23 protein-coding genes are annotated in these 21,699 nt (G+C 65.6%); 9 read left to right on the top strand and 14 right to left on the bottom strand.

Annotated features, from left to right (window positions below; translation table 11 throughout):
• Window positions 1-21: 21 nt before the first annotated feature.
• On the bottom strand, window positions 22-960 hold the full coding sequence (lepB, locus tag AC59GX_RS08665; protein WP_426279915.1) for a signal peptidase I: 939 nt from the start codon (window positions 958-960) through the stop codon (window positions 22-24).
• A gap of 92 nt (window positions 961-1,052) precedes the next feature.
• Here lepB and AC59GX_RS08660 point away from each other — a divergent pair, with 92 nt between their 5' ends.
• On the top strand, window positions 1,053-2,051 hold the full coding sequence (locus AC59GX_RS08660) for a ligase-associated DNA damage response exonuclease (protein ID WP_133029610.1): 999 nt from the start codon (window positions 1,053-1,055) through the stop codon (window positions 2,049-2,051).
• A 62-nt stretch (window positions 2,052-2,113) separates the two neighbouring features.
• Complete coding sequence (locus AC59GX_RS08655) at window positions 2,114-3,754, top strand: S10 family peptidase (RefSeq protein ID WP_426279914.1); 1,641 nt, start codon at window positions 2,114-2,116, stop codon at window positions 3,752-3,754.
• Window positions 3,755-3,915: 161 nt separating this feature from the next.
• Here the strand turns inward: AC59GX_RS08655 and rpoN are convergent, their stop codons facing one another.
• From rpoN to AC59GX_RS08630, 5 genes are all read right to left on the bottom strand, one after another.
• Complete coding sequence (gene rpoN / locus AC59GX_RS08650) at window positions 3,916-5,415, bottom strand: RNA polymerase factor sigma-54 (RefSeq protein WP_426279913.1); 1,500 nt, start codon at window positions 5,413-5,415, stop codon at window positions 3,916-3,918.
• 153 nt (window positions 5,416-5,568) lie between these two features.
• Window positions 5,569-6,351 (bottom strand): LPS export ABC transporter ATP-binding protein, encoded by a 783-nt coding sequence (lptB, locus tag AC59GX_RS08645; RefSeq protein ID WP_056063598.1) that lies wholly within the window; start codon window positions 6,349-6,351, stop codon window positions 5,569-5,571.
• 134 nt (window positions 6,352-6,485) lie between these two features.
• Window positions 6,486-7,034 carry an LptA/OstA family protein gene (locus tag AC59GX_RS08640; protein WP_426279912.1) on the bottom strand — a complete coding sequence of 183 codons (549 nt, stop codon included), beginning with the start codon at window positions 7,032-7,034 and terminating at the stop codon, window positions 6,486-6,488.
• Window positions 7,035-7,039: 5 nt separating this feature from the next.
• The gene (gene lptC, locus AC59GX_RS08635; protein ID WP_426279911.1) at window positions 7,040-7,693 is read right to left on the bottom strand and encodes an LPS export ABC transporter periplasmic protein LptC; all 654 of its coding nucleotides are present in this window, start codon (window positions 7,691-7,693) and stop codon (window positions 7,040-7,042) included.
• Window positions 7,693-8,313: a ribonuclease D gene (locus tag AC59GX_RS08630; RefSeq protein ID WP_056063589.1), complete on the bottom strand. Its 621-nt coding sequence runs from the start codon at window positions 8,311-8,313 to the stop codon at window positions 7,693-7,695. The genes lptC and AC59GX_RS08630 overlap by 1 nt, the downstream gene beginning before the upstream one ends.
• A gap of 302 nt (window positions 8,314-8,615) precedes the next feature.
• On the opposite strand from AC59GX_RS08630, the gene AC59GX_RS08625 reads away from it, so the two are divergent.
• Window positions 8,616-9,491 carry a cold-shock protein gene (locus AC59GX_RS08625; protein ID WP_426279910.1) on the top strand — a complete coding sequence of 292 codons (876 nt, stop codon included), beginning with the start codon at window positions 8,616-8,618 and terminating at the stop codon, window positions 9,489-9,491.
• Between the two features lie 46 nt (window positions 9,492-9,537).
• The gene (locus tag AC59GX_RS08620; RefSeq protein WP_426279909.1) at window positions 9,538-10,356 is read left to right on the top strand and encodes a glutaminyl-peptide cyclotransferase; all 819 of its coding nucleotides are present in this window, start codon (window positions 9,538-9,540) and stop codon (window positions 10,354-10,356) included.
• Between the two features lie 281 nt (window positions 10,357-10,637).
• Here AC59GX_RS08620 and AC59GX_RS08615 read toward each other — a convergent pair whose 3' ends face one another.
• From AC59GX_RS08615 to AC59GX_RS08595, 5 genes are all read right to left on the bottom strand, one after another.
• The gene (locus AC59GX_RS08615) at window positions 10,638-11,411 is read right to left on the bottom strand and encodes an AcvB/VirJ family lysyl-phosphatidylglycerol hydrolase (protein WP_426279908.1); all 774 of its coding nucleotides are present in this window, start codon (window positions 11,409-11,411) and stop codon (window positions 10,638-10,640) included.
• A 71-nt stretch (window positions 11,412-11,482) separates the two neighbouring features.
• Window positions 11,483-13,075: a cisplatin damage response ATP-dependent DNA ligase gene (locus AC59GX_RS08610; protein ID WP_426279907.1), complete on the bottom strand. Its 1,593-nt coding sequence runs from the start codon at window positions 13,073-13,075 to the stop codon at window positions 11,483-11,485.
• A 271-nt stretch (window positions 13,076-13,346) separates the two neighbouring features.
• Window positions 13,347-13,844: a Dps family protein gene (locus AC59GX_RS08605; protein ID WP_056063578.1), complete on the bottom strand. Its 498-nt coding sequence runs from the start codon at window positions 13,842-13,844 to the stop codon at window positions 13,347-13,349.
• A 61-nt stretch (window positions 13,845-13,905) separates the two neighbouring features.
• Window positions 13,906-14,472 (bottom strand): TMEM165/GDT1 family protein, encoded by a 567-nt coding sequence (locus AC59GX_RS08600; RefSeq protein ID WP_426279906.1) that lies wholly within the window; start codon window positions 14,470-14,472, stop codon window positions 13,906-13,908.
• A gap of 3 nt (window positions 14,473-14,475) precedes the next feature.
• Complete coding sequence (locus AC59GX_RS08595; protein ID WP_426279905.1) at window positions 14,476-14,808, bottom strand: hypothetical protein; 333 nt, start codon at window positions 14,806-14,808, stop codon at window positions 14,476-14,478.
• A 192-nt stretch (window positions 14,809-15,000) separates the two neighbouring features.
• On the opposite strand from AC59GX_RS08595, the gene rpmG reads away from it, so the two are divergent.
• Window positions 15,001-15,168, top strand: coding sequence for a 50S ribosomal protein L33 (gene rpmG, locus AC59GX_RS08590; protein WP_055881863.1), 168 nt, complete (start codon window positions 15,001-15,003; stop codon window positions 15,166-15,168).
• A gap of 344 nt (window positions 15,169-15,512) precedes the next feature.
• Here rpmG and AC59GX_RS08585 read toward each other — a convergent pair whose 3' ends face one another.
• Window positions 15,513-15,875, bottom strand: coding sequence for a response regulator (locus AC59GX_RS08585; protein WP_426279904.1), 363 nt, complete (start codon window positions 15,873-15,875; stop codon window positions 15,513-15,515).
• 36 nt (window positions 15,876-15,911) lie between these two features.
• On the opposite strand from AC59GX_RS08585, the gene AC59GX_RS08580 reads away from it, so the two are divergent.
• The 4 genes from AC59GX_RS08580 to AC59GX_RS08565 all read left to right on the top strand — a co-directional run bounded on the left by AC59GX_RS08580 (window position 15,912) and on the right by AC59GX_RS08565 (window position 18,796).
• Window positions 15,912-16,196 carry a DUF3572 domain-containing protein gene (locus AC59GX_RS08580; protein WP_056054478.1) on the top strand — a complete coding sequence of 95 codons (285 nt, stop codon included), beginning with the start codon at window positions 15,912-15,914 and terminating at the stop codon, window positions 16,194-16,196.
• Window positions 16,193-16,819 (top strand): HAD family hydrolase, encoded by a 627-nt coding sequence (locus AC59GX_RS08575; RefSeq protein ID WP_426279903.1) that lies wholly within the window; start codon window positions 16,193-16,195, stop codon window positions 16,817-16,819. Before AC59GX_RS08580 ends, AC59GX_RS08575 begins: the two co-directional genes overlap by 4 nt.
• Window positions 16,820-17,012: 193 nt before the next feature.
• Entirely contained in the window at window positions 17,013-17,477 is a 465-nt protein-coding gene (locus tag AC59GX_RS08570; RefSeq protein ID WP_426279902.1) for a RidA family protein, read from the top strand.
• A 170-nt stretch (window positions 17,478-17,647) separates the two neighbouring features.
• The gene (locus tag AC59GX_RS08565) at window positions 17,648-18,796 is read left to right on the top strand and encodes a GNAT family N-acetyltransferase (protein WP_426279901.1); all 1,149 of its coding nucleotides are present in this window, start codon (window positions 17,648-17,650) and stop codon (window positions 18,794-18,796) included.
• On the opposite strand, the gene AC59GX_RS08560 is transcribed toward AC59GX_RS08565, so the two are convergent.
• Together AC59GX_RS08560 and AC59GX_RS08555 are read right to left on the bottom strand one after the other, a co-directional pair.
• Window positions 18,756-20,345 carry a hypothetical protein gene (locus tag AC59GX_RS08560; RefSeq protein WP_426279900.1) on the bottom strand — a complete coding sequence of 530 codons (1,590 nt, stop codon included), beginning with the start codon at window positions 20,343-20,345 and terminating at the stop codon, window positions 18,756-18,758. The genes AC59GX_RS08565 and AC59GX_RS08560 overlap by 41 nt on opposite strands.
• Window positions 20,346-20,467: 122 nt before the next feature.
• Window positions 20,468-21,685 carry an argininosuccinate synthase gene (locus AC59GX_RS08555; protein WP_426279899.1) on the bottom strand — a complete coding sequence of 406 codons (1,218 nt, stop codon included), beginning with the start codon at window positions 21,683-21,685 and terminating at the stop codon, window positions 20,468-20,470.
• Window positions 21,686-21,699: the final 14 nt, after the last annotated feature.

Raw genomic sequence — 21,699 nt, 5'->3', positions numbered from 1 at the left:
GTTGAGACTTGAAGCTATCCTCTAGCGGTCGAGCCGATCGCCGATCTTCGAGCGATTGCTGCTCCAATACAGGTACATAGCGCGGCCGATGATCGTCGTCGTCGGCACCATCCCGACGCCCTGTTGCTCGAGCGGCACGCGACTGTCGGCGGATCGATCGCGATTGTCGCCGAGCACGAAGACATGGCCCGGCGGGACGGTGACCTCGCGCGTGTCGTCGAACAGCGACGTATCCGTGTCGAGTATGCGATGGCTGGATCGTTCGCCCGGCAGGCGTTCCGTCAGAATCGTCGCAGGATGTCGGCCTTCGATATCGTCGACCATCATCCTGCCTTCTGCGTGCTGCGCGACCGCCACCCCATTCACGATCGGCAGGCCAGCGCGCATCGCGATCCTGTCGCCCGCGATCGCCGCGATCCGACTGACCCGGACGCTGTCAGCCGCCTGGAAGACGATCACGTCGCCGCGTCTTGGCGGCCCACGCCAGCGCATGTCGACGACGAACTTGTCACCGCTGCCGATCGTCGGCGCCATGCTGTCGGACGGTGCGAAGAACGGCTTGTAGAAATGGTGCATCATCGGCGGCACGCGTTCCCAAAGGCCCAGCACGACCACGGCGATCAGCGCCAGCGCATACCAGCGCGACCACCAACGCGTGGGACCGCGAAGCCTGCTCTTGCGCCATGTGAGCATGATCGGCACGACGTAAACGGCACCGAACAACGCGATGACCAGCACCAGCGCCGCTACCGCGACACCGTAACCTGTGATGGGAAGGTGCCCCAACCCGAACGTGACGAGTGCGGCAAGTGCGAACTGTGCCATGAAAGTCAGCGCCGCCCCACGCCGATCTCCGACGCGGATCAGCCCAAGTCCGGGCAGGATCAGGTTGAGCGCGGCGACGCCTACCCGTGCTGGCACGCTTCGCCGGTCGACCGGGTCTTCTATCGTATCGTTCATGCGACATCCCCCCGGTGAGCGCCCGCATCGTACTGGACACGGTGCGTTCGGCAATGCTGGCACCGCACGCCCGGTTCACGCGTAGTACTGGCATGGCAAAACTCGGCGACTGGCTCGAACCGCATCCGCACGGCATTCTCGTCAAGCCGATCGACGCCTGGATCGACCCCTCGATCCCGACCGCCAAGGCACTCGTCACGCACGGCCACGCCGATCACGCCCGCGGTGGCCACGAAGCCGTCTGGGCCACACCCGAGACGCTGGCGATCATGGACGCGCGCTACGGCCCGCAGGCCGGCAACCCCGTTGCTTACGGCGAGACGATCCGGATGGGAGAGGTGGACATCGGCTTTGTCCCCGCCGGCCACGTTCTCGGCTCCGCACAGATCGTGCTCGACTATCGCGGCGAGCGGATCGTCGTCTCGGGGGATTACAAACGCCGTGCGGACCCGACCTGCACCCCGTTCGAACCCGTCAAATGCGACGTCTTCATCACCGAAGCCACGTTCGGCCTGCCGGTCTTCCGCCACCCCGACACCGGTGACGAGATCGACAAGCTGATCGCCGCGCTCCACGCCAATCCCGACCGCTGCGTGGTCGTCGGTGCCTATGCGCTCGGCAAGGCGCAGCGCGTGATCGCCGAACTCCGCGAACGCGGGCATGAAGCGCCGATCTACATCCACGGCGCGCTGCAACGGCTGTGCGATCTCTATGCCGAGCACGGCGTCAGGCTCGGCGAACTGCTCCCGGTGGCGGATGCGAAGAAGGCGGATATGGCGGGACACGTCGTGATGTGTCCGCCGGGAGCGCTTAACGATCGCTGGTCGCGGCGGCTGCCCGATCCGATCACCGCGATGGCCAGCGGCTGGATGCGTGTCCGGGGCCGTGCGCGCCAGAAGAACGTCGAGCTCCCGCTGATCCTCAGCGATCACGCCGACTGGGACGAACTGATCGCTACGCTCACCGAGATCGCGCCCCGCGAGGTATGGGTCACGCACGGCCGCGAGGACGCGCTGGTCCACTGGTGCATGACCCGCCAGATCAAGGCGCGCGCGCTGGCGCTCGTGGGGTTCGAGGACGAGGACGACTGAGCCCTTGCGCTTTGTGGAGGCTGCGGCAGGATAGGGTATCGCTTCTGTCGCAAGGATATCCCGTGGCCCGTTCGACCAAGTTCGCCGCTCTGTTGCTGCTCGCGCTTTCCACCACCGCCGTCGCGCAGGACGCGCCGAAGAAGGACAAGTCGGAGACCAACGCCGACCGGATGAAGGCCGAGGTGGAGGCGGACTACGCCAACGCTCCCATCGCCGAGCAGGAGGTCAAGTCGAAGGGGCGCGTCACCGTCGGCGGCAAGTCGCTCGGCTATACCGCGACCGTCGGCACGCTGACGCTGCGCGATACCGAGGGCAAGCCGACCGCGAGTCTGTTCTACACCGGCTACACGCTCGACGGGGTGAAGCCCGGCACCAAACGCCCAGTGACGTTCTTCTACAATGGTGGGCCGGGCTCGCCCAGCTTCTGGCTGCACATGGGCTCGTTCGCGCCGGTTCGGCTGCGCACGGCCAACCCCGAATACATCAAGCCCGCGCCCTATGATTTCGGTCCCAATCCCGACACGCTGCTCGACAAGACCGACATGGTGTTCATCGACGCGGTCGGCACCGGCTATTCGCGGCCGCTCGGCGATACCAAGCCCTCCGCGTTCTACGGCGTCGACGAGGATGCCGACGCGTTCGCCAAGGGCATATTGCGGTACGCCACCAAATACGGCCGCTGGAATAGCCCGAAATTCCTGTTCGGCGAAAGCTACGGCACCACCCGCTCGGGCGCGCTCGCATACCAGTTGCAGGATCGCGGGATGGCGCTCAACGGCGTCGTGCTGCTGTCGTCGATCATGAACTATGGCTATCGCCAGCCTGGGCTCGACGAGATCTACCTCAACTATTTGCCGAGCTATGCGGCGAGCGCCTGGTATCATAACCGCCTCCAGAACCGCCCTGCCGACGTCGCCACCACGGTCGCCGAAGCGCGTGCATTCGCGACCGGACCCTATGCGGCGGCACTGTCGAAGGGCCAGACGATCCCGGATGCGGAACGCGATGCGGTCGCCAACCGGATGAGTCAGCTGATCGGCATCTCGCCCGACTTCATCAAGCGCGCCAACCTCCGCATCGATCTCGCCCGCTTCCAGAAGGAACTGTTGCGTGATCAACGTCTCACGCTCGGCCGGTTCGACTCGCGCTACACCGGAGTCGACAGCGACGCGGCGGGCGAGCGGCCGGAGACGGACGCGTCGGACACCGCGATCGCCGGCGCGTTCATCGCCACGTTCAACGATTACGTGACGCACACGCTCGGCTACAAGACCGAGATGCCCTACCGCCTCAGTGCACGCGATGCGCCCGGCTGGACGTGGAACTGGAAGCACGATGCGCCGGGTCGCGGCGGCCAGTCGCAGAACAACCCCAACACCGCGGTCGATCTGGCGGCGGCGATGCGCGAGAATCCGTATCTCAACGTACTGTCGATGAACGGTTATTATGACATGGCGACGCCGTTCTTCGGGACGGAGAACGACCTCGGGCACATGATGCTCGATCCCTCACGGCAGCGGAACCTGGCGTTTCGCTATTATCCTGCGGGGCACATGACGTATCTCAACCCCGAGGCGCTGCACCAGATGAAGGCGGATTTGGCGCGCTGGTATGATCAGGCGATCGGCGAGGCGCGAAGCGCAACGCCACCGGGTGGCGCAAGCGTGTCGGGGGCGGGGGACCCGGGGCAGGTTCCGAACTGAGCCATTCCTGAGTACGCCACCCCGGCGAAGGCCGGGGCCCAGTTGGGAAACGTAGCTGAGGGATGTTGCGCGTCGTTACTTAGGACCCGCCAACTGGGCCCCGGCCTCCGCCGGGGTGGTGCTCTCTTTCGAAACGTAACTCTCCCACCCGCGCGCAACGCCTACCGAACCCCCTCCAGCGCTTTTGCACGCCGCCGCTGTACCGAACTTCCGATCCCGAGCGCCTCGCGGTATTTGGCCACGGTCCGGCGTGCGATGTCGAAGCCTTTGCCGTTAAGTAACTCCACTAGCGTGTCGTCCGACAGGATCTTCGCACCCTCGGTATCGATCAGCGCCCGAATCGCCGATTTCACCGCCTGCGCCGACACCGCCTCGCCGCCGTCCGCGGACTGGATCGCGCTCGTGAAGAAATATTTCAGCTCGTACAGCCCGCGCGCGCACGACAGGTATTTGTTGCTCGTCACGCGGCTGACGGTCGATTCGTGCATCTCGATCGCGTCCGCCACCTGGCGCAGCGTCAGTGGGCGCAGGTGCGCGACGCCCTTCAGGAAAAACGCCTCCTGCTGCTTCACGATCTCGGTGGCGACCTTGATGATCGTCCGCTGGCGCTGGTCGAGCGCCTTCACCAGCCAGTTCGCGCTCGCGAGGCAATCGCTCAGCCAAGCCTTCGACGCCTTGTCCTGCTGCCCGCCCGAGAGTTCGGTGTAGTAACTCCGATTCACCAGCACGCGCGGCAGCGTGGTGGCGTTGATCTCGATCGCCCAGCCCGCCTTGGTCCGCGCCACGAACAGGTCCGGCGTCACCGACTGCGCCGGCTCGCCCCCATAGCGGCACCCAGGCTTCGGATCATAACCGCGCAATTCGCGGATCATGTCGGCCATGTCCTCGTCGTCGACATCGCACATCCGCTTCAACCGCGTCAGTTCGCCGCGCGCAAGCAGGTCGAGGTTGTCGATCAACCGCGCCATGCACGGATCGTAGCGATCGGCTTCCTTCGCCTGCAACGCGAGGCACTCTGAAAGATCCCGTGCGCCGACGCCGGTCGGGTCGAAGGTCTGGATCGTGGCGAGCACGCGCTCGACGCGGACCAGCGGCACGCCTAGCCGGTTGGCGATGTCGAGCAGCGACACGGTCAGGTATCCCGCCTCGTCGATCTGGTCGATCAGGTGCGCAGCGATGAAGGCGTCCTCGCGAGGGATCGCCGGCCCGGCCTGTGCGAGCAGGTGGTCCGCGAGGCTGAGGCTGGTATCCGCGAACGCGTCCAGATCGGGGCCGTCCTCGCCGCCCGCTCCCCCCGCGCTCGCGCCGGTCATCGACAGCGCGCCGTCCATCCCGCTGCCGCCGTCGGCGACGCTGTCCTGCTGGTGGCTTTCGGTGGCGTAATCGACATCGAGCGTTGGTTCGTCACCGGCGCCGGTACCCGAGACCAGTTCGTCGGCCGCCACGCGTTCGTCGCGGACTTCGGCAACGGGCTCGCGGTCGGGGGCGTCGCTATCCTCGGCAGCGCTGGCTTCGAGCAACGGGTTGCGCTCGACTTCCTCGGCGATGAACCCCTCGATCTCCAGGTTCGACAGCGCCAGCAGCTTGATCGCCTGCTGGAGCTGCGGGGTCATCACCAGCGACTGCGACTGGCGGATGTCCAGGCGAGGGGCGAGGCTCACTAAATCCTCTCCTGCAAGGGGAGGTGGCGGCGCGACGCGTCGACGGAGGGGGCTCGCGTCTGACGCTGCGTTTGCGGAAAGCCCCCTCCACCAGCTTTGCTGGTTCCCCTCCCCGTGCCGGGGAGGAATGGATGCGCGAGCTTGTTCATAAGCTTAAAGCGAGAAGCCTTCGCCGAGATACAGGCGCCGGACGTTCGCATCCGCGACCAGTTCCTCGGGCGAGCCGGAGAACAGCACCCGCCCGTCGTAGATGATGTACGCGCGATCCACGATCTCCAGTGTCTCGCGAACGTTGTGGTCGGTGATCAGCACGCCGATGTCGCGACGCTTGAGGTCCTTCACCAGATCACGAATGTCGGCGATCGAGATCGGATCGATGCCCGCGAACGGCTCGTCGAGCAGCATGATCGACGGATCCGCCGCCAGCGCCCGAGCGATTTCCGCACGCCGCCGCTCGCCGCCCGACAACGCCATCGCCGGTGCAGCACGGAGCCGGGTGAGGCCGAACTCCTCGAGCAACGTATCGAGTTTCCGCTGGCGTGCGGCCTTATCCGGCTCGGACAACTCCAGCACGGTCAGGATGTTCTTCTCGATCGTCAGCCCGCGAAAGATCGACGTTTCCTGCGGCAGATAGCCGAGACCAAGGATCGCGCGCCGGTACATCGGCAGCTTCGTGATGTCCTCGCCGTCGAGCATAATGCGGCCCGAGTCGGGCTTCACCAAGCCCATCACCGAGTAGAAGCACGTCGTCTTGCCCGCGCCGTTGGGCCCTAGCAGCCCGACGACTTCACCGCGCCCAACCGACACCGACACGTCGGTCAGCACGACGCGCTTATCGTAGGACTTCGCGATCGAGACGACCTGAAGCCCGTTGTTCACCGGAGGCTCGGAGATCGGGGCGACGTCCTCGATCGGGGGCAGCGTGGTGGCGTCCATGGGATCAGGCCCTCGCAATAATCAGTCGCCGAACACTCGGCATGAATGGTGCCGCCGAACGCTCGGCAGACGGTTGGCAAGAAACATGAAGGAGCGCGCCGTTCGAAGGAAGCCCTCGCGACATGCTCACAGGCTCAGTTGCGCTTGGGGACCGAGAACGTACCGGTCACGCGACCGCCGGTCTGCGTGACGGTGCCACCACTCGCTGCCGATCCGCCCGCGCTGCCGCCTGCGACCGACGACCCGTCGATCACCGAACGCCCGGTGTCGAGGTTCATTGTCAGGCGCCCGCCGTTCACGGTGTTGCCCGCCTGCGTCAGCGTGACCGCGCCGAGCATCGTGATGACGCGCCGATTGAGATCGTAGATCGCATACTGGCTTCTGGCCGTCTGGTCGGGGCGCTTGACGATCACGCCGCCCGACGCGTCGAGTCGCGAGACCTGCGGGTTCCCGCCGATCACCTGGCCGGTGTACGCCACCGTCATCCGCGCCGAGTTCAGCGTCATCTCGGCCTGCTTGACCGCGACGTTGCCCGACAGGATGGCGCGGTTCGCCTTGTCCTGCAGCTCGATATGATCCGCGCCGAAATCGATCGGGGCGTTGGAATTGTGCGCCTGCTGCGCGACCGCGGTCGTGGAGAGCAAGACGGCGGACAGGCCGGCGAAGATGTGAGTGGCGCGCATGGCGGCTATTTCGGCCCTCTGGGGATGATCCGCAAGCGCGCATTGCCATCGAGCGTAACGGTCCGCTCTTCCAGGTTCGCGCGCAGCTTGTTCGCCCTGAACGTGCCCTGCTGGACGGTGCCGGTCGCCGCCCCGCCGCTTTCGAGCGTACGCGCCTTCATGTCGATGGTCGCGTTGGTAGTCTTCAGGTCGTACCCACCCGCCGCGGTGGCGTTGAGCGGGCCGAACAGCTGCACCTTCTCGGTGTCCATGTCGTAGCGGCCGGTGTTCGCCTTGATGTTGGCGGGGCCGTCGGTCAGCTGGATCTGCGCGGCGAGCTGGTTGAGCTGGACGATCGGCTCGGCCGAGCTTTTCTGGATCGCCGAGGCCGCGTCGAGCGTGAACGCCTGGCCTTTCGTATCCTCGCCGCGATAGCGCGCCGCCTGCGTCTTCATCCGCTCCTGCGCGACGTCGACCTTGTTCTTGTCGAGCAGGAACGACACGTCGCCGCCCGCGGTCAGCGGCGCCATCACCAGGAACGCCGCCAGCACGCCGATCGCGGTCGGCAGGCCGACGCGGGCGATCGCCACGAACCGATCGTGGCTGCCACCGGGCGCGGCCCAGTCCTGTCGCGCGCTACGGACGCGACGGGCGACGGGTGAGGGGGGCGGAACGTCCATCAAGCGTGTGCGAAAATGTCGATTTCGGGCCAGCCGGCGATATCGAGCGCGGCACGAGTCGGCAGGAAGTCGAAGCAGGCTTGCGCTAGCTCCATCCGGCCTTCGCGAATCAGCCGCTTGTCGAGCTCGGTCCGCAGCCGGTGGAGAAAGCGGACGTCGGACGCCGCGTAATCCTTCTGCGCCTCGGACAGTTCGGGGCTGCCCCAGTCAGACGACTGCTGCTGCTTCGAGATATCCTGGCCGAGCAGTTCGCGGACGATTTCCTTGAGACCGTGGCGATCGGTGTAGGTCCGCACCAGCCGCGACGCGATCTTGGTGCAATAAACCGGTGCCGCGACGACGCCGAGATAATATTGGACCGCCGCGATATCGAACCGGCCGAAATGATAGAGCTTCACGCGGGCCGGATCGGCCAGCAACGCCTTCAGATTGGGCGCGTCGTAGCCGGCACCCGCGGCGAATCGGACGAGGTGCTCGTCGGGGCCGCCATCGGAAAGCTGCACGAGGCATAACCGGTCGCGAGGCGTGATCAGCCCCATCGTCTCGGTATCGACGGCGATCGCGGCGCCGGCCGCGAACAGGTCGGCGGGAATGTCGCCTTCGTGGAGATGAACTGTCATGCGCCGGCCGTAGCCGCCCGAGGCTGAACGCTCAATGCCTCTATCTGCGTCACCGATCCAAATCAGGCGACAAGAAGGCTTTGCGATCGTCGATGCGACGAGTCGTGGCTCGCGAGCGACACTTGCGTCAGTATCGATCCAAATCGCGGGGCCCGGGATCAGAATCTATTCGCGACGGCTTGTATTTTGCGCTAAGGGTACCCTCAAGGCGCAAAAGGTTTCGCGCTGGAAAACCTGCGTTCGTCGTCCGGCACAAGGGTTTTGAGAAATTTGCGGGCGAACCGGGAAGACGAACAGAGCTTATGGGTTTCGATAAAGGTGGCCGCGGGAACCGTGGCGGGCGTGGCCGCGACAAGCGCGACAGCTTCGGCGGCGGCGACAACGAGTTCGGCGGCGGCAGCAGCTTTGGCGGTGGCGGCGATCGGTTCGGCGGCGGCGGCGGCGGCGGTAGCAGCTATGGCGGCGGCGGCGGCTCGAGCTACGGTGGCGGCGGTGGCAGCAGCTACGGCGGCGGCAGCAGCTTCGGTGGCGGCAGCGGCGGCGGCGGCGGTGGTTACCGCGGCGGCGGTGGTGGCGGCGGCTTCTCGGGCGGTGGCGGCGGCGGCGGTGGTCGCGGCATGCCTCCCCAGGTCGTCGGCGAAGGCACGGGCGTCGTAAAGTTCTTTAACGCGCAGAAGGGCTTCGGCTTCGTCGTTCGCGATGACGGCGGCGAGGACGTGTTCGTCCACATCAGCGCCGTCGAGCAGGCCGGCATGGTCGCTCTCGCCGAGGGTCAGCCGCTCGGCTTCACGCTTGTCGACCGCGGTGGCCGTATCTCGGCAACCGACCTCAAGATCGACGGCGAGCCGATGGCCGTCACCGATCGCGGCCCGCCGCGTGACCGTGATGCCGGCCCGGGCGCGCCCCGTGGTGGCGATCGCGACCGCGACGGTGGTGCAGGTGGCGCACAGCGTCAGCTCACCGGCGAGAAGGCGACCGGTACGGTCAAGTTCTTCAACGCGATGAAGGGCTTCGGCTTCATCCAGCGCGACGACGGACAGCCTGACGCATTCGTCCACATCTCGGCCGTCGAGCGCGCCGGCATGTCGACGCTGAACGAGGGCGACAAGCTCGAGTTCGAGCTCGAAGTCGATCGTCGCGGCAAGTACGCAGCGGTGAACCTGAGCGCAGGCGGCTGATAGCTGTCTGACTCAGAACGCTGATCGTACCGTGTTCGGTAGGATAATGATTGCGGCCGGTTTCGCTTTGGCGGGACCGGCCGTTCTCGTTTCATCGTCTTCGCTGTCGTCCGCGGCCCAGGCCGGGCAGGGTGCTGTCGCAGCTCCGCGCGAGCTGACCCGCGTGCCGGTGTTCTCGGCGACGGTCGTCGCGCGCTATCCGCACGACCGCACCGCGTTCACCGAAGGGCTGCTCTGGCACGACGGTGCGCTCTACGAGAGCACGGGGCAGGAGCGGCAATCCGACGTCCGTCGCGTCTCGCTCAAGAACGGCAAGATCCTCGCCAGGGCGCGAATCGATCCTGCGCAGTTCGGCGAGGGCCTTGCGCTGTGGAAGGACCAGCTCGTCAGCCTCACCTGGCATGACGGCATCGCGCACCGCTGGGACGTTCGCACGCTGAAACCCAAGGGACAGAACCGCTACACCGGCGAAGGCTGGGGGCTGACCAGCGACGGCGTCTCGCTGCTCCAGTCCGACGGCAGTTCCGACATCATCGTCCGCGATCCGCTAACGCTGGCCGAGCGCAAGCGCGTGGCGGTGACGATCGACGGCCGCCCGTTACGCGACATCAACGAACTCGAATATGTCCACGGCGCGCTGCTCGCCAACGTCTGGCACACTGGCTTCCTCGTCCGCATCGATCCCGCGTCCGGCAAGGTAACTGCGGTCATCGACCTCCGCCCGCTGGTCGCCGAAGTCGCCGCGACCGATCCAGAGGCCGTGCTCAACGGCATTGCCTGGGACGCGAAGGCGGACCGTCTGTTCGTGACGGGCAAATACTGGCCGACGCTCTTCGAGATCAAGATCGCCACCACGCCGCAATAGTCCGCGCGGTTTAGTTTCCTTAACAGCGCTCCTCTGCTTGTTCTCCCGCGAAGGCGGGAGCCCAGACTGGACTCCCGCCTTCGCGGGAGAACAAATAGTGCTGCCGCCATGCCGCTTAGAGCCTAACTCGTCATCCCGGCGAAAGCTGGGGTATCCCCGTTTGGCAGGCGCGTGCCCCACATGCTGCGATCCCAGCGTTCGCTGGATGACGGTTGGGAGGCGGAAGTTCGGGACAGTGTCGGGATTGTAATAGGGGTCACAAGATAGCGTATCGCCCAGCCTTAAAACCCATGCCCCGCACTCGGCGCCACCGCCCGTATCGTCGCCAGCACATGCCGCAGCAGGCCATCCGCATCGTGACGGATATTATGCCCCCCCGGCATCCCGACCTTCCGCGCGTTCGCCGTCGTCAGCAGCGGGCACAGGCTGTCGGTTTCCTCCACCCCATAGATGCAGGTGAGTGGCGCCCAGGTCAGCTGGCTACCGGTGGTCGCGCCCATGCTGTCGGGCGTGCCGTGATCGTACAGCAAGCTGGACGGATCGGCGCGATAGAACACCGTGTCACCCGGCAGGATCAGCACGATCGCGGCGACGCGTGGCCGCAAGTCCGCCGGCAGGTTGGCGAGTCCGGTCTGGACGATATCCGCGCCGTAGGATTGCCCCATCACCACGACCCGCTTCGCCCCGGTCCGCGAGAGCGCCGTCCGTACGCCCTCCGCAATGATCGCATCGAGTTCCTGTCGCGTCCGATGCTCCGCGAACAACGCTGGCGTGGTGATCCCGACGACCGGGATGCCGTGCTCGGTCAGCCCCCGCGAAGTCGACGCGCCGAGCAGGAACCGCAGCCCCATATCGCCCGAGAAGTTCACCACCGCGATCGGTGGCGGTCCCGACGCCTGGACGCCGATCGCCGGATACACATGCACCGGATCGCGGTCGAAATAGCCCGCTAGGTAGACGAACAGCATGACGATCGCGGAGAGGATGCCGGTCACCCACGCGCCGCGCCGCCAACGCCGTGCGGATGCCGTGCGCGGCTGTTTCGAATTTTTCACCGGACCGTCCTTACGCGTACCAAGATCAGGCGCGATAGCCCGCATCGCCACCTACTTTGATGAAGCGCCGATTACGTAATCATCCGCTTGAGCGTCTCGATCCGGTCCGCCTCCGCTGCGGGCTTGTCCGTCCTGATCCGCGCGATCCGCGGAAAGCGCATCGCCACGCCCGATTTATGACGTTTCGAGTCGTGCAGCGAATCGAACGCGATCTCCAACACCAGCGTCTTCTCCACCTCGCGCACCGGCCCGAACCGGTTCTGCGTATGGTTGCGCACGAAGCTGTCGAGCATTTTGAGCTCTTCGTCGGTAATCCCGGAATACGCCTTCCCCACAGGAAGCAGCTCGCCCTCCTCGGTCCAGCACCCGAAGGTGTAGTCCGAATAATAAGACGACCGCCGCCCCGACCCCCGTTGTGCGTACATCATAACGCAGTCGGCGGTCAGCGGATCACGCTTCCATTTATACCAGAGCCCGGCGCGCCGTCCGCCGACATAGGGCGAATCGCGACGCTTGAGCATCACGCCCTCGATCGCCGCGTCGCGCGAGGTCGCGCGAATCGCCTCCAGCGCCGTGAAGTCGTCCGCCTCGATCACCGCGCTCAGGTCGAACCGCTCGGGATCCAACTGCGGCACGAACGCCTCCAGCCGCGCGCGCCGCTCGGTCCAGGGCAGCGCGCGCAAATCCTCGTCGCCGTCGAGCAACAGGTCATAGAGCCGCACGAACGCAGGATAGTCCGCCAGCATCTTCGCCGACACGGTCTTGCGTCCGAGCCTTTGCTGGAGCGCGTTGAAGCTCGCCGCCCCGCCGCCATCCTCCAGCGTCCCGCCCTGGTGCTCGCCCTTCACTAGCAATTCGCCGTCGACCGTTCCCGGCGTCCGGAACGCAGCGGCGATCTCGGGGAAGCTGCCCGTCACGTCGTCGCCGGTCCGGCTGTAAAGCCGTGTCTCTCCCGCGACATGGACGATCTGGACGCGGATGCCGTCCCATTTCCACTCGGCGGCATAGTCGACAAGGTCGACGCGGAGGTCTTCGAGTCCGTGTGCGAGCATGAACGGCCGAAAAACGGGGACGTCCGCCGGCGTCGGCTGCTCTCCGGTCCCTTCCGCCCATGCGAACAAGCTCGGATACGGCGCATCGAGTCCGTGCCAGACCTCCTCGACCGCATCGACATCGAGCCCGAACGCATCCGCCAGCGCCGTCTTCGCCAACCGCGCCGACACGCCGATCCGCAACGCGCCCGTCGCCATCTTGAGCAACGCGAACCGCTCCTCGGCATCGGACCGGTCGAGCATGTCCGCCAGCGCACCCGGCGCATCGGCCCGCGACAGCGCTGCCAGCCGCTCGACGACGTCGGTGATCGACAAGGGGGTCGGGTCGACCGGAACCGTCGGCTCGGGCCAGAGCAGCGCGACCGTCTCCGCGGTATCGCCGACATAATCGCGGCTCATCCGGAACAGCACCGGATCGACGCGCTCCTCGATCAACCCGCGGATCACAGCGGACTTCACGCCCTTGAGATCGAGATCGCCGGTCAGCGCCGCCATCGCCCAGCCACGATCCGGATCGGGCGTCGCGCGCAGGTAATCCGCAATCAGCTTCAGCTTGGCGTTACGCGACCGAGTGTAGGTGAGCGAGTCGAGCAGGGCGGCAAAAGCATGCATCGTCGTTCAACGCGCCTGCTGCCCGAAGGGATGCAGAGGCGAAACGACCGCCGCCCGGTGGCTCCGGCGACGGTTAATCCGGACATTTCGAAGTTGTCGGGCAATTGAGGGTGGAGTGGCCTTACAATCCTCCCCCGCAAGGGGGAGATGTCTGGCCTTTGCCAGACGGAGGGGGAGGTAAGCGGGAACTGATGTTCCGTGTCCTCCCCCTCCGTCGCCTACCGGCGCCACCTCCCCCTGGCGGGGGAGGATTGAGGCGACGGCGCCGAGCTCAACCCTTGCGGCTGGCCTCGAACAGGAACCACGCGCGCTCTTCGGCATGATCCGTCCACTCGTCGACGATCCCGCTCGTCGCGTTGTCCTTGGCGGCGTCGGCAGCGTCCTTGACGATGCGGAACTGCTCGACGAGCTTCAGATTGTCCTCGCGCAGTTCGGCGAGCATCTCGGTCGGGCCCACGAACGCCATGTCGTTGTCGGCGATCGTCTGGTGCCGCGAGATATCGCCGATCGAGCGCAAAGTCGTGTTGCCGGTCTTGCGCACGCGCTCGGCGATCGCGTCGGTCACGCCGATGATCTGCGCGGACTGGTCGTCGAGCAGCAAATGATAGTCGCGGAAATGCGGCCCCGACATGTGCCAGTGGAAATTCTTGGTCTTGAGATACAGCGCATAGCAATCGGCGAGCGCGGCATTCAGCGCGTCGGCGACCGACTTGGTGCTGTTGCTCGGCAGGTCGGTCGGCGTGTCAAGGGCAGGGTTGATCTCGGCCATGTTTAGCTCCCGTTGGAAAGTCGTCGCTGGAACGATCCGAACGCACACTTGCTCCCGGCCGTCAGACCAAGCGTAGTGCGCCGAGCGCCAGGACGATACCGAAGATCAGAAACACGGTGCCGATGGCGATGCGGAGCGGCTTGAGCGGCAGTTTCAGCCACGCTGCCTCGCCCATCAGCGCAGCGGGGACGATCACCACCAGCGAGCCGATCGTCGCGCCGATCGCCGCGAGGGCCGGGACGGGCGTCCGCGCGGCAAGCGTCAGGACGATGAACTGAACGCCGTCTCCAAACGCCAGGATGAACAGGCCAAGTGCGGTGGTGGCGATCGCGCCGATTGTCCAGCGATCCAGCCGCTCGGGTGCCTTGGCCGGAAAGAACGATCCACCACCCTGCAACAGCAACGCGAGCGCGAGCATCAGTTGTTGCGCATTGGGGGCAAGCTTCGGCCCGATCACCGCGCCGAGCGCCGCCGCCAAGCCGCTCGCCGCGAACAACGCCAGCGCCGCCATCGCGATCACAAGACCAGGCTTTCGGTATCGGTCCGACAGGATCGCCGCGAGCCACGCCGTTCGATCGCCGACCTGTGCGAGCGCCGCCGCGACCAGCGCTGCCATCAACGCGTCCATGAATTATCCCGCAAGGCGCACCGAACACGCTGCGGCGAACGCGTGGCACGCCTGGACGTCCTGCCGCTCGCACCCGACCGCATCGCGTAGGATCGACAGCCAGCCATGCACCAGCGCGCCATGCTCGCCGCGCGACAGCGCCGAATCGACGAAGTGCGCGACCGTGACCGCCGGGTTGAGGCCGTTGGTATGCGCGATCACGCGGATCGCATCGATCTCGGTGGCGATGTCGCAGGGGCGGGAATAGGGCGCTCGGACATCGATCGCCGCGATTCGCGCCGCGAGATCGGCTTTCACCGCGATCATGTCGTCGATTCGAATCAGCGCCTGCCCCACGATCCCGCTCCTGTCTTTATCTGATGATATGATGCGCTTGTGGTCGTGAATAGCGGGTTAAATGAACGATCTCGACGCGCAGCGACGGGGTAAAGCTTGACTTCGCTCCCTACGTCCGCCATGCGCCGCCCCTGATGGAGCGGCGGCGTCAGTTCGCCGCTTTCGCATTTTCAAGCCATAGGAATTGGGCTCATGGCCAAGCCGACCACCGTAAAGATCAAGCTGCTCAGCACCGCTGACACCGGCTTCTTCTACGTCACCAAGAAGAATCCCCGTACCAAGACTGAGAAGCTCTCCTTCTCGAAGTACGATCCCGTCGTGCGCAAGCATGTCGAGTTCAAGGAAGCCAAGATCAAGTAATCCGGTCGGCGGTGCGAACCGCCGTCTGATTGCGAAGATCCGAAAAGCCGCGGATAGCGATATCCGCGGCTTTTGGCGTTCGTGGATTCCCTCCTCCATTCGTCCCCCCTCCCGTTCGTCCTGAGTAGCCATCGAGTAGTCGCCGTAGGCGGCGTATCGAGATGGCGTATCGAAGGACAGGTTGGCGCGCGGAACCCATGCTTCGATACGAGCCCTCGATACGCTTCTGACGAAGCTACTCGGTCTCTACTCAGCACGAATGGGGGTGGGGGTTCGGGTAGGCAGCGAATTTCAGGTGGAAGCAACGGGCAGGCGGAGCAGATGGATATCCGCGCGCTCCCACCTCAGATCAGCGCCCCGACCGCATCCATGAACCGCGCCAGGCTGATCGGCTTGGACACATACGAGTCCGCGCCCGCAGCCCGGATCCGCTCCTCGTCCTCGCGCCCCGCATACGCCGTCACCGCCATCACGGGGATCGCGCGCAAGTCCTCATCCGCCTTCAGTTCGAGGATGATCTCGTAGCCGGTGACGTGCGGCATCTGGATGTCCATGATGATCAGGTCGGGCACGAATTCCCGCGCTTTCGCAACGGCTTCGCGGCCGTCGCGCACGGGCTCTACGGCGAACTGATGCGCGCGCAGCAGGTCGCAGAATAATTTGAGGTTGAGTTCGTTGTCCTCGACAACGAGCACCTTCTTTGTCACCGCCGCACCTTATCCGGAAAGAAGGCACGATAGGCAATGCGCGACCGTGATTCAAACGAAGACGCCGAAGCGCTCGCCCTGCGTGCGCTGGTATGGACGCTGGTCGAGCCCGATCGCGCTATGCGATTGCTGTCGGTGACCGGCCTTGAGCCGCATGACCTCCGCGCTCGGGCGAGCGACCCGACGGTGCTGTCCGCGGCGCTCGGCTTTCTCGAAAACCACGAGCCGGACCTGATTGCCTGCGCCGAGTCGCTGGGTGTGAAGCCAGAGGCACTCGTCCGCGCACACGCCAAGCTGGACCAGGGAGAATTTGAAGCATGAGGCCGTTGCTGATCAGCGATTGCGACGAAGTGCTGCTGCACATGGTCAAGCATTTCGGCGTCTGGCTCGACGAGCGCCACGACATCGACTTCGCGATCCAGCACGGCGATTTCTCGACCGCGATGACGCGGCGTGACGGTGGCCCGCCGCCGTCGCGCGAGGACATGTGGGCGATGCTGGGTGAGTTCTTTCCCGGCGAGATGCACCGCCAGACGCTGGTACCGCATGCGGTCGAGGCGTTGGAGCGGCTGGCCCAGGTGGCGGACATCGTCATCCTCACCAACCTCCAAGACGAATGCCGCCAGCCGCGGATCGAACAGCTGGCGAAGTTCGGCATCGAACACCGGGTCGAATGCAACCAGGGCGGCAAGGGGACGCCGGTGTCGCGGCTGGTCGCGGAATACGGCTCGCCGGTGACGGTGTTCGTCGACGATCTGGCGGTGCATCACGAGTCGGTCGCCAAGCACGCGCCGGGGGTGCACCGGCTGCACATGGTCTCGGAACCGACGCTGGCGGTGAACGTGCCGAAGGCGCCCGAGGCGCATGCGCGGATCGACGACTGGCGCGAAGCGGCGGACTGGATCGCCGCACGGTTCGAAGCGGGCTTGCCGGCGGACGCCTGAGTCGCCCACGTCACCACGAACACAGCATTCTCCCCTCCCTGAAAGGGAGGGGTTGGGGGTGGGTAGGCCGGCTTTGGTCGCCACCGTTCCGTGCAATGCGGAAGCCGACCCACCCCCGGCCCTTCCCTTCCAGGGAGGGGGAGCAGAAGGGGCCCCTTGACCCATCCCCCACCGCTGTGGTGATACCTCACCCATGACCGATCGTATCGACCGCAAGCTCGAAGAGCTGGGCCTCACCCTCCCGCAGGCTGCCGCACCCGTGGCGTCCTACGTCCCGACCGTGCTGGCGAACGGCACGCTCTACATCTCGGGCCAGTTGCCGTTCAAGGACGGCGCGCTGGTTACCGGTCGCGTTGGAGACGGCGTGTCGCTCGAAGACGCGCAAGAGGCTGCCAAGCTCTGCGCGCTCATGCTCGTCGCACAGATGAAGGCCGCTCTCGGCACGCTCGGTCGCGTCGAGCGAATCGTGAAGCTCGGCGTGTTCGTCAACTCGACCGGCGATTTCACTGACCAGGCGAAAGTCGCCAATGGCGCCTCGGACCTGATGGTTGCGCTGTTCGGCGATGCCGGCAAGCATGCGCGCGCGGCAGTCGGCGTTCCTGTCCTCCCGCTCGGCGCCGCTGTCGAGATCGACGCGATCGTTCAAGTTTCCGCCTGACGGACTTGTTCTATCGCGAAAGCGGGAGTCCAGGGTCGCCAACCGCAGCCCATGTGGCCCTCGGCTCCCGCCTTTGCGATAGAACAGCGTTTGGGACGGATGGCTGTTTTCCTTCGAGATAAGCTGACGCGCCCTTTGCTATCGGCACCCCGCTACCCCAAATGTCGCGGATGAACGCCGTCACAGCCCGCATCGCCCAAGGCGTCACCTCGATCGCGGCCGAGGATTGGGAGGCGTGTTCCGGCACCGCCAACCCGTTCGTCGGCCACGCCTTCCTCTCCGCGCTCGAAGCCTCGAAAAGCGTCGGTGGCCGTTCCGGCTGGCAGGCGCTGCCGGTGGTGGTCGATGGCCCCGACGGCAAGCCCGCCGCGATCGCGCCCGCCTATGCCAAGAGCCACAGCCAGGGCGAATACGTGTTCGACCAGGGCTGGGCCGACGCGTGGGAGCGGGCAGGGGGGCAATATTACCCAAAGCTTCAGATCGCAGCACCGTTCAGCCCGGTTCCCGGCCCGCGCCTGCTGCTCCGCGACCGCGAGCAAGCCCCTGCGCTGATCGCCGCCCTGGAGGCGGTCACCGACCAGAGCGGGCTATCCTCCGCGCACGCCACCTTCATCGACCCCGACGAAGTGGCGCTGTTCGAGGCGGCGGGCTGGCTGATCCGCCAAGGCACGCAATTCCACTGGAAAAACGACGGCTATGCGAGCTTCGACGACTTCCTTGCCGTCCTAGCCAGCCGCAAGCGCAAGGCTATCCGCAAGGAGCGCGCCGCCGCCGTCGAAGGCCTGACGATTCGCCACCTCGTCGGCGCCGAAATCACGCCCGCGCACTGGGATGCGTTCTGGGTTTTCTACCAGGACACCGGCAGCCGCAAATGGGGCCAGCCCTACTTGACGCGCGGCTTCTTCGACCAGATCGGCAAGACAATGGGCGACCGCGTGTTGCTCATTCTCGCCGAGCGTGATGGCGTACCGATCGCCGGTGCCCTCAACCTGATCGGCGACGACACGCTCTACGGCCGATACTGGGGCGCGACGGAGGAGGTGCCGTTCCTCCACTTCGAACTCTGCTATTACCAGGCGATCGACGCCGCCATCGCGCGCGGCCTGAAGACCGTCGAGGCCGGCGCGCAAGGCGAACACAAGCTCGCGCGTGGCTATGCCCCGGTCGCGACCTATTCCGCCCACTACATCCCCGACCCGAACTTCCGCCGCGCGATCGCCGACTATCTCGTCCGCGAGCGCGAAGCCGTCGCCGAACAGCAGGAGTATCTCGGCGAGCTTACTCCGTTCCGGCGGGGCGAGCAGCAGCAACCCGGTTGACGCGGTACAACAGGCTGGTGCCATCGCGCCGGATGAGCGTCAGGTCGCGGACCAGTTTCGAATCGAACTTCGGCGGGTGGATCAGCCAGACATAATCAAACGCATCGCGCGGGAATTTCTGCAGCGCGACGCCGATCGGCCGCCAGAACTGGCCACGGCACTTGATGTCGCTGACGATCTCGGACGGATCGTGAGCAAAGCCCTTCGCCGCCGGATAGTGCGTCGTCATCAACTGCGCGCCCGCCATCGACCACTGATCGTTGGTGAATGCCAGCCGCCGCTCGAGCAGCAGCGCCGGCACATGCTCGAGCCGCGAATAGGCCCAGTCGTCGCGACACCGCCGCCCGACGAACGACACGACGCGCGAGTGCTCGGGCACCGTATCGATCGCCGCGATCGCCTGGTCGTAGCTGCGATCGTACATTAGGTAGCTGACCGTCGTCCCCGCCAGCCGCACGCCGAAGAATGCGAAGCCCAGCACCGCAAGCACCGCCGCGCCGCGTAGCGACAGCCCGTGCCGCGGCCGCAGCGCGATCACCGCGATCCCCAGCATGAACGGCGCGAGTCGCATGTCGGCATAGGCCGAGCCGAACACGATCCGCGGCAACAGGACGTACACGATCGCGAGGAACAGCGCCGACAGGCTCAGGTTGCGCGAATATTCGATGGTTTGGTCGCGCACGCCGCGGAACAGGATCACGAACAGCACGGTCACCGACGCGATGTCGAACGTCATCCACCGATCGCGCAGGACCATCGTGATCCAGTTCATCTTCCAGCGCCAGTTGAACCAGTCCTGCGTCTTGCCGCCGACATGATCGCCCGAGCGCCAGACGATCATCATCACCATCGGCAACGCGAGCGGCAGGCAGTTCAGCCCCGCCTGGATGCACGCCTTGAACCAGCCATGCGCCCAGCTCTTGGGATCGCTGTCGCGGCGGATGTCGTGCTGGCGGATCAGCTCGGCGGAGAAGGCGAGCACGCCCAGCACACCCCAGCCGAACGTATGGCACAGCCACAACAGGCACGAGACGGGCACGAAGATGATGGTCCGGAGCTGCCGCCGGTCGAGGCGCCCCATCCGCAGCCACAGCGCGAACAGATTGAGCGCGAGCGCCATGCCGAGCGCAAAATTCACGAATCCGAACTGGAACGGATAGCTGTAGGCGAGCGGCAGCGCGAACAATGCGGTCGCGGGGATTCGCCCATGCACCTCGCGGGCGATCCACAGCAGCCCGGTCACGGTGAGCGCGGGGATCGCCATCACGATCAGCTTCACCGCCAGCTGCAACCCGAAGATCGGTGCAAGCGGCACGATCAACAGGTCGATGCCGAGGTTGCCGATCATCTGCCAGCGGAAGTTATACCACTGATTCAACCAGGGATTGTCGGCGATCGCCAACTGGACGCGGTACCGGCCCATATGCCCGGGGAGGTCGACCAGCGGCGGTATTTCTGGCCACAGCAACGGTATGATCGATGCGATCGCAACCGCGGCAACGAATGCGCGCGTCTGCCACCAATGCAGCTTTTCCCCCTGAGTAATCATATCGTCGAACCCTAGGGGCGGGTGGGCGCACTAGACAAGTGCGCGCACGACGAGTTGACGATCTTCCCCGCAAACTTCGACATTAGACTGAGGTCCGACGGGGAACGGGTTACTGGTCGCCCCTACTGATCACGCCGTCCGAGCAGGCGCAGCCGCAATGCGTTCAGCTTGATGAAGCCCGCCGCATCGCGCTGGTCGTAGGCGCCCTGGTCGTCCTCGAACGTCACGACCTTCTCCGAATACAGCGAGTTCGGCGACTTGCGGCCGACCACGTACACGCCGCCCTTGTAGAGCTTCAAACGGACGGTGCCCGATACCTTCTCCTGGCTGTGGTCGATCGCCGCCTGCAGCATCTCGCGCTCGGGGCTGAACCAGAAGCCGTTGTAGATCAGCTCCGCATAGCGCGGTGCCAGCTCGTCCTTCAGGTGCGCGGCGCCGCGGTCGAGCGTCAGCTGCTCGATACCGCGGTGTGCGAGGTGATAGATCGTGCCGCCTGGCGTCTCGTACATGCCGCGGCTCTTCATGCCGACGAAGCGGTTCTCGACGAGGTCGAGACGGCCGATGCCGTGGCGACGACCGTATTCGTTGAGCGTTGACAGCAGGGTGGCCGGGCTCATGCCCTCGCCGTTGATCGCGACGCCGTCGCCGCGCTCGAAATCGATCGTGATGTACTCAGGGACGTCGGGCGCGTCCTCGGGGTTCACCGTGCGCGAGTAGACATAGTCCGGGACCTCGTCCCAAGGGTTCTCGAGCACGAGGCCTTCGCTCGACGTGTGCAGCATGTTCGCGTCGGTCGAGAACGGCGCCTGGCCGCGCTTGTCCTTGCTGACCGGAATCTGGTGCTGCTCGGCGAACTCGATCAGGCGCGTGCGGCTCGTCAGGTCCCACTCGCGCCACGGCGCGATGACCTTGATGTCGGGCGACAGCGCGTAATAGCCGAGCTCGAAGCGGACCTGGTCGTTGCCCTTGCCGGTCGCGCCGTGGCTGACCGCGTCGGCGCCGACCATCTTGGCGATCTCGATCTGGCGCTTGGCGATCAGCGGCCGCGCGATCGAGGTGCCGAGCAGGTACAGCCCCTCGTACAGCGCGTTCGAGCGCATCATCGGGAACACGTAATCCCGCACGAACTCCTCGCGCAGATCGTCGACGAAGATGTGCTCGGGCTTGACGCCCATCATCTCGGCCTTGGCGCGCGCCGGCTCGAGTTCCTCGCCCTGGCCAAGATCGGCGGTGAAGGTCACGACTTCGCAGTTATACGTCTGCTGGAGCCATTTCAGGATCACGCTCGTGTCCAGGCCACCGGAATAGGCGAGCACGACGCGGTTGATCTGATCGGTCACGGGCAGAATCCTTC

Source organism: Sphingomonas sp. 320_CC, assembly GCF_059691795.1.
Note: the sequence above shows the minus strand (reverse complement) of the source record. Positions and strands in the feature narration are given on the sequence as shown.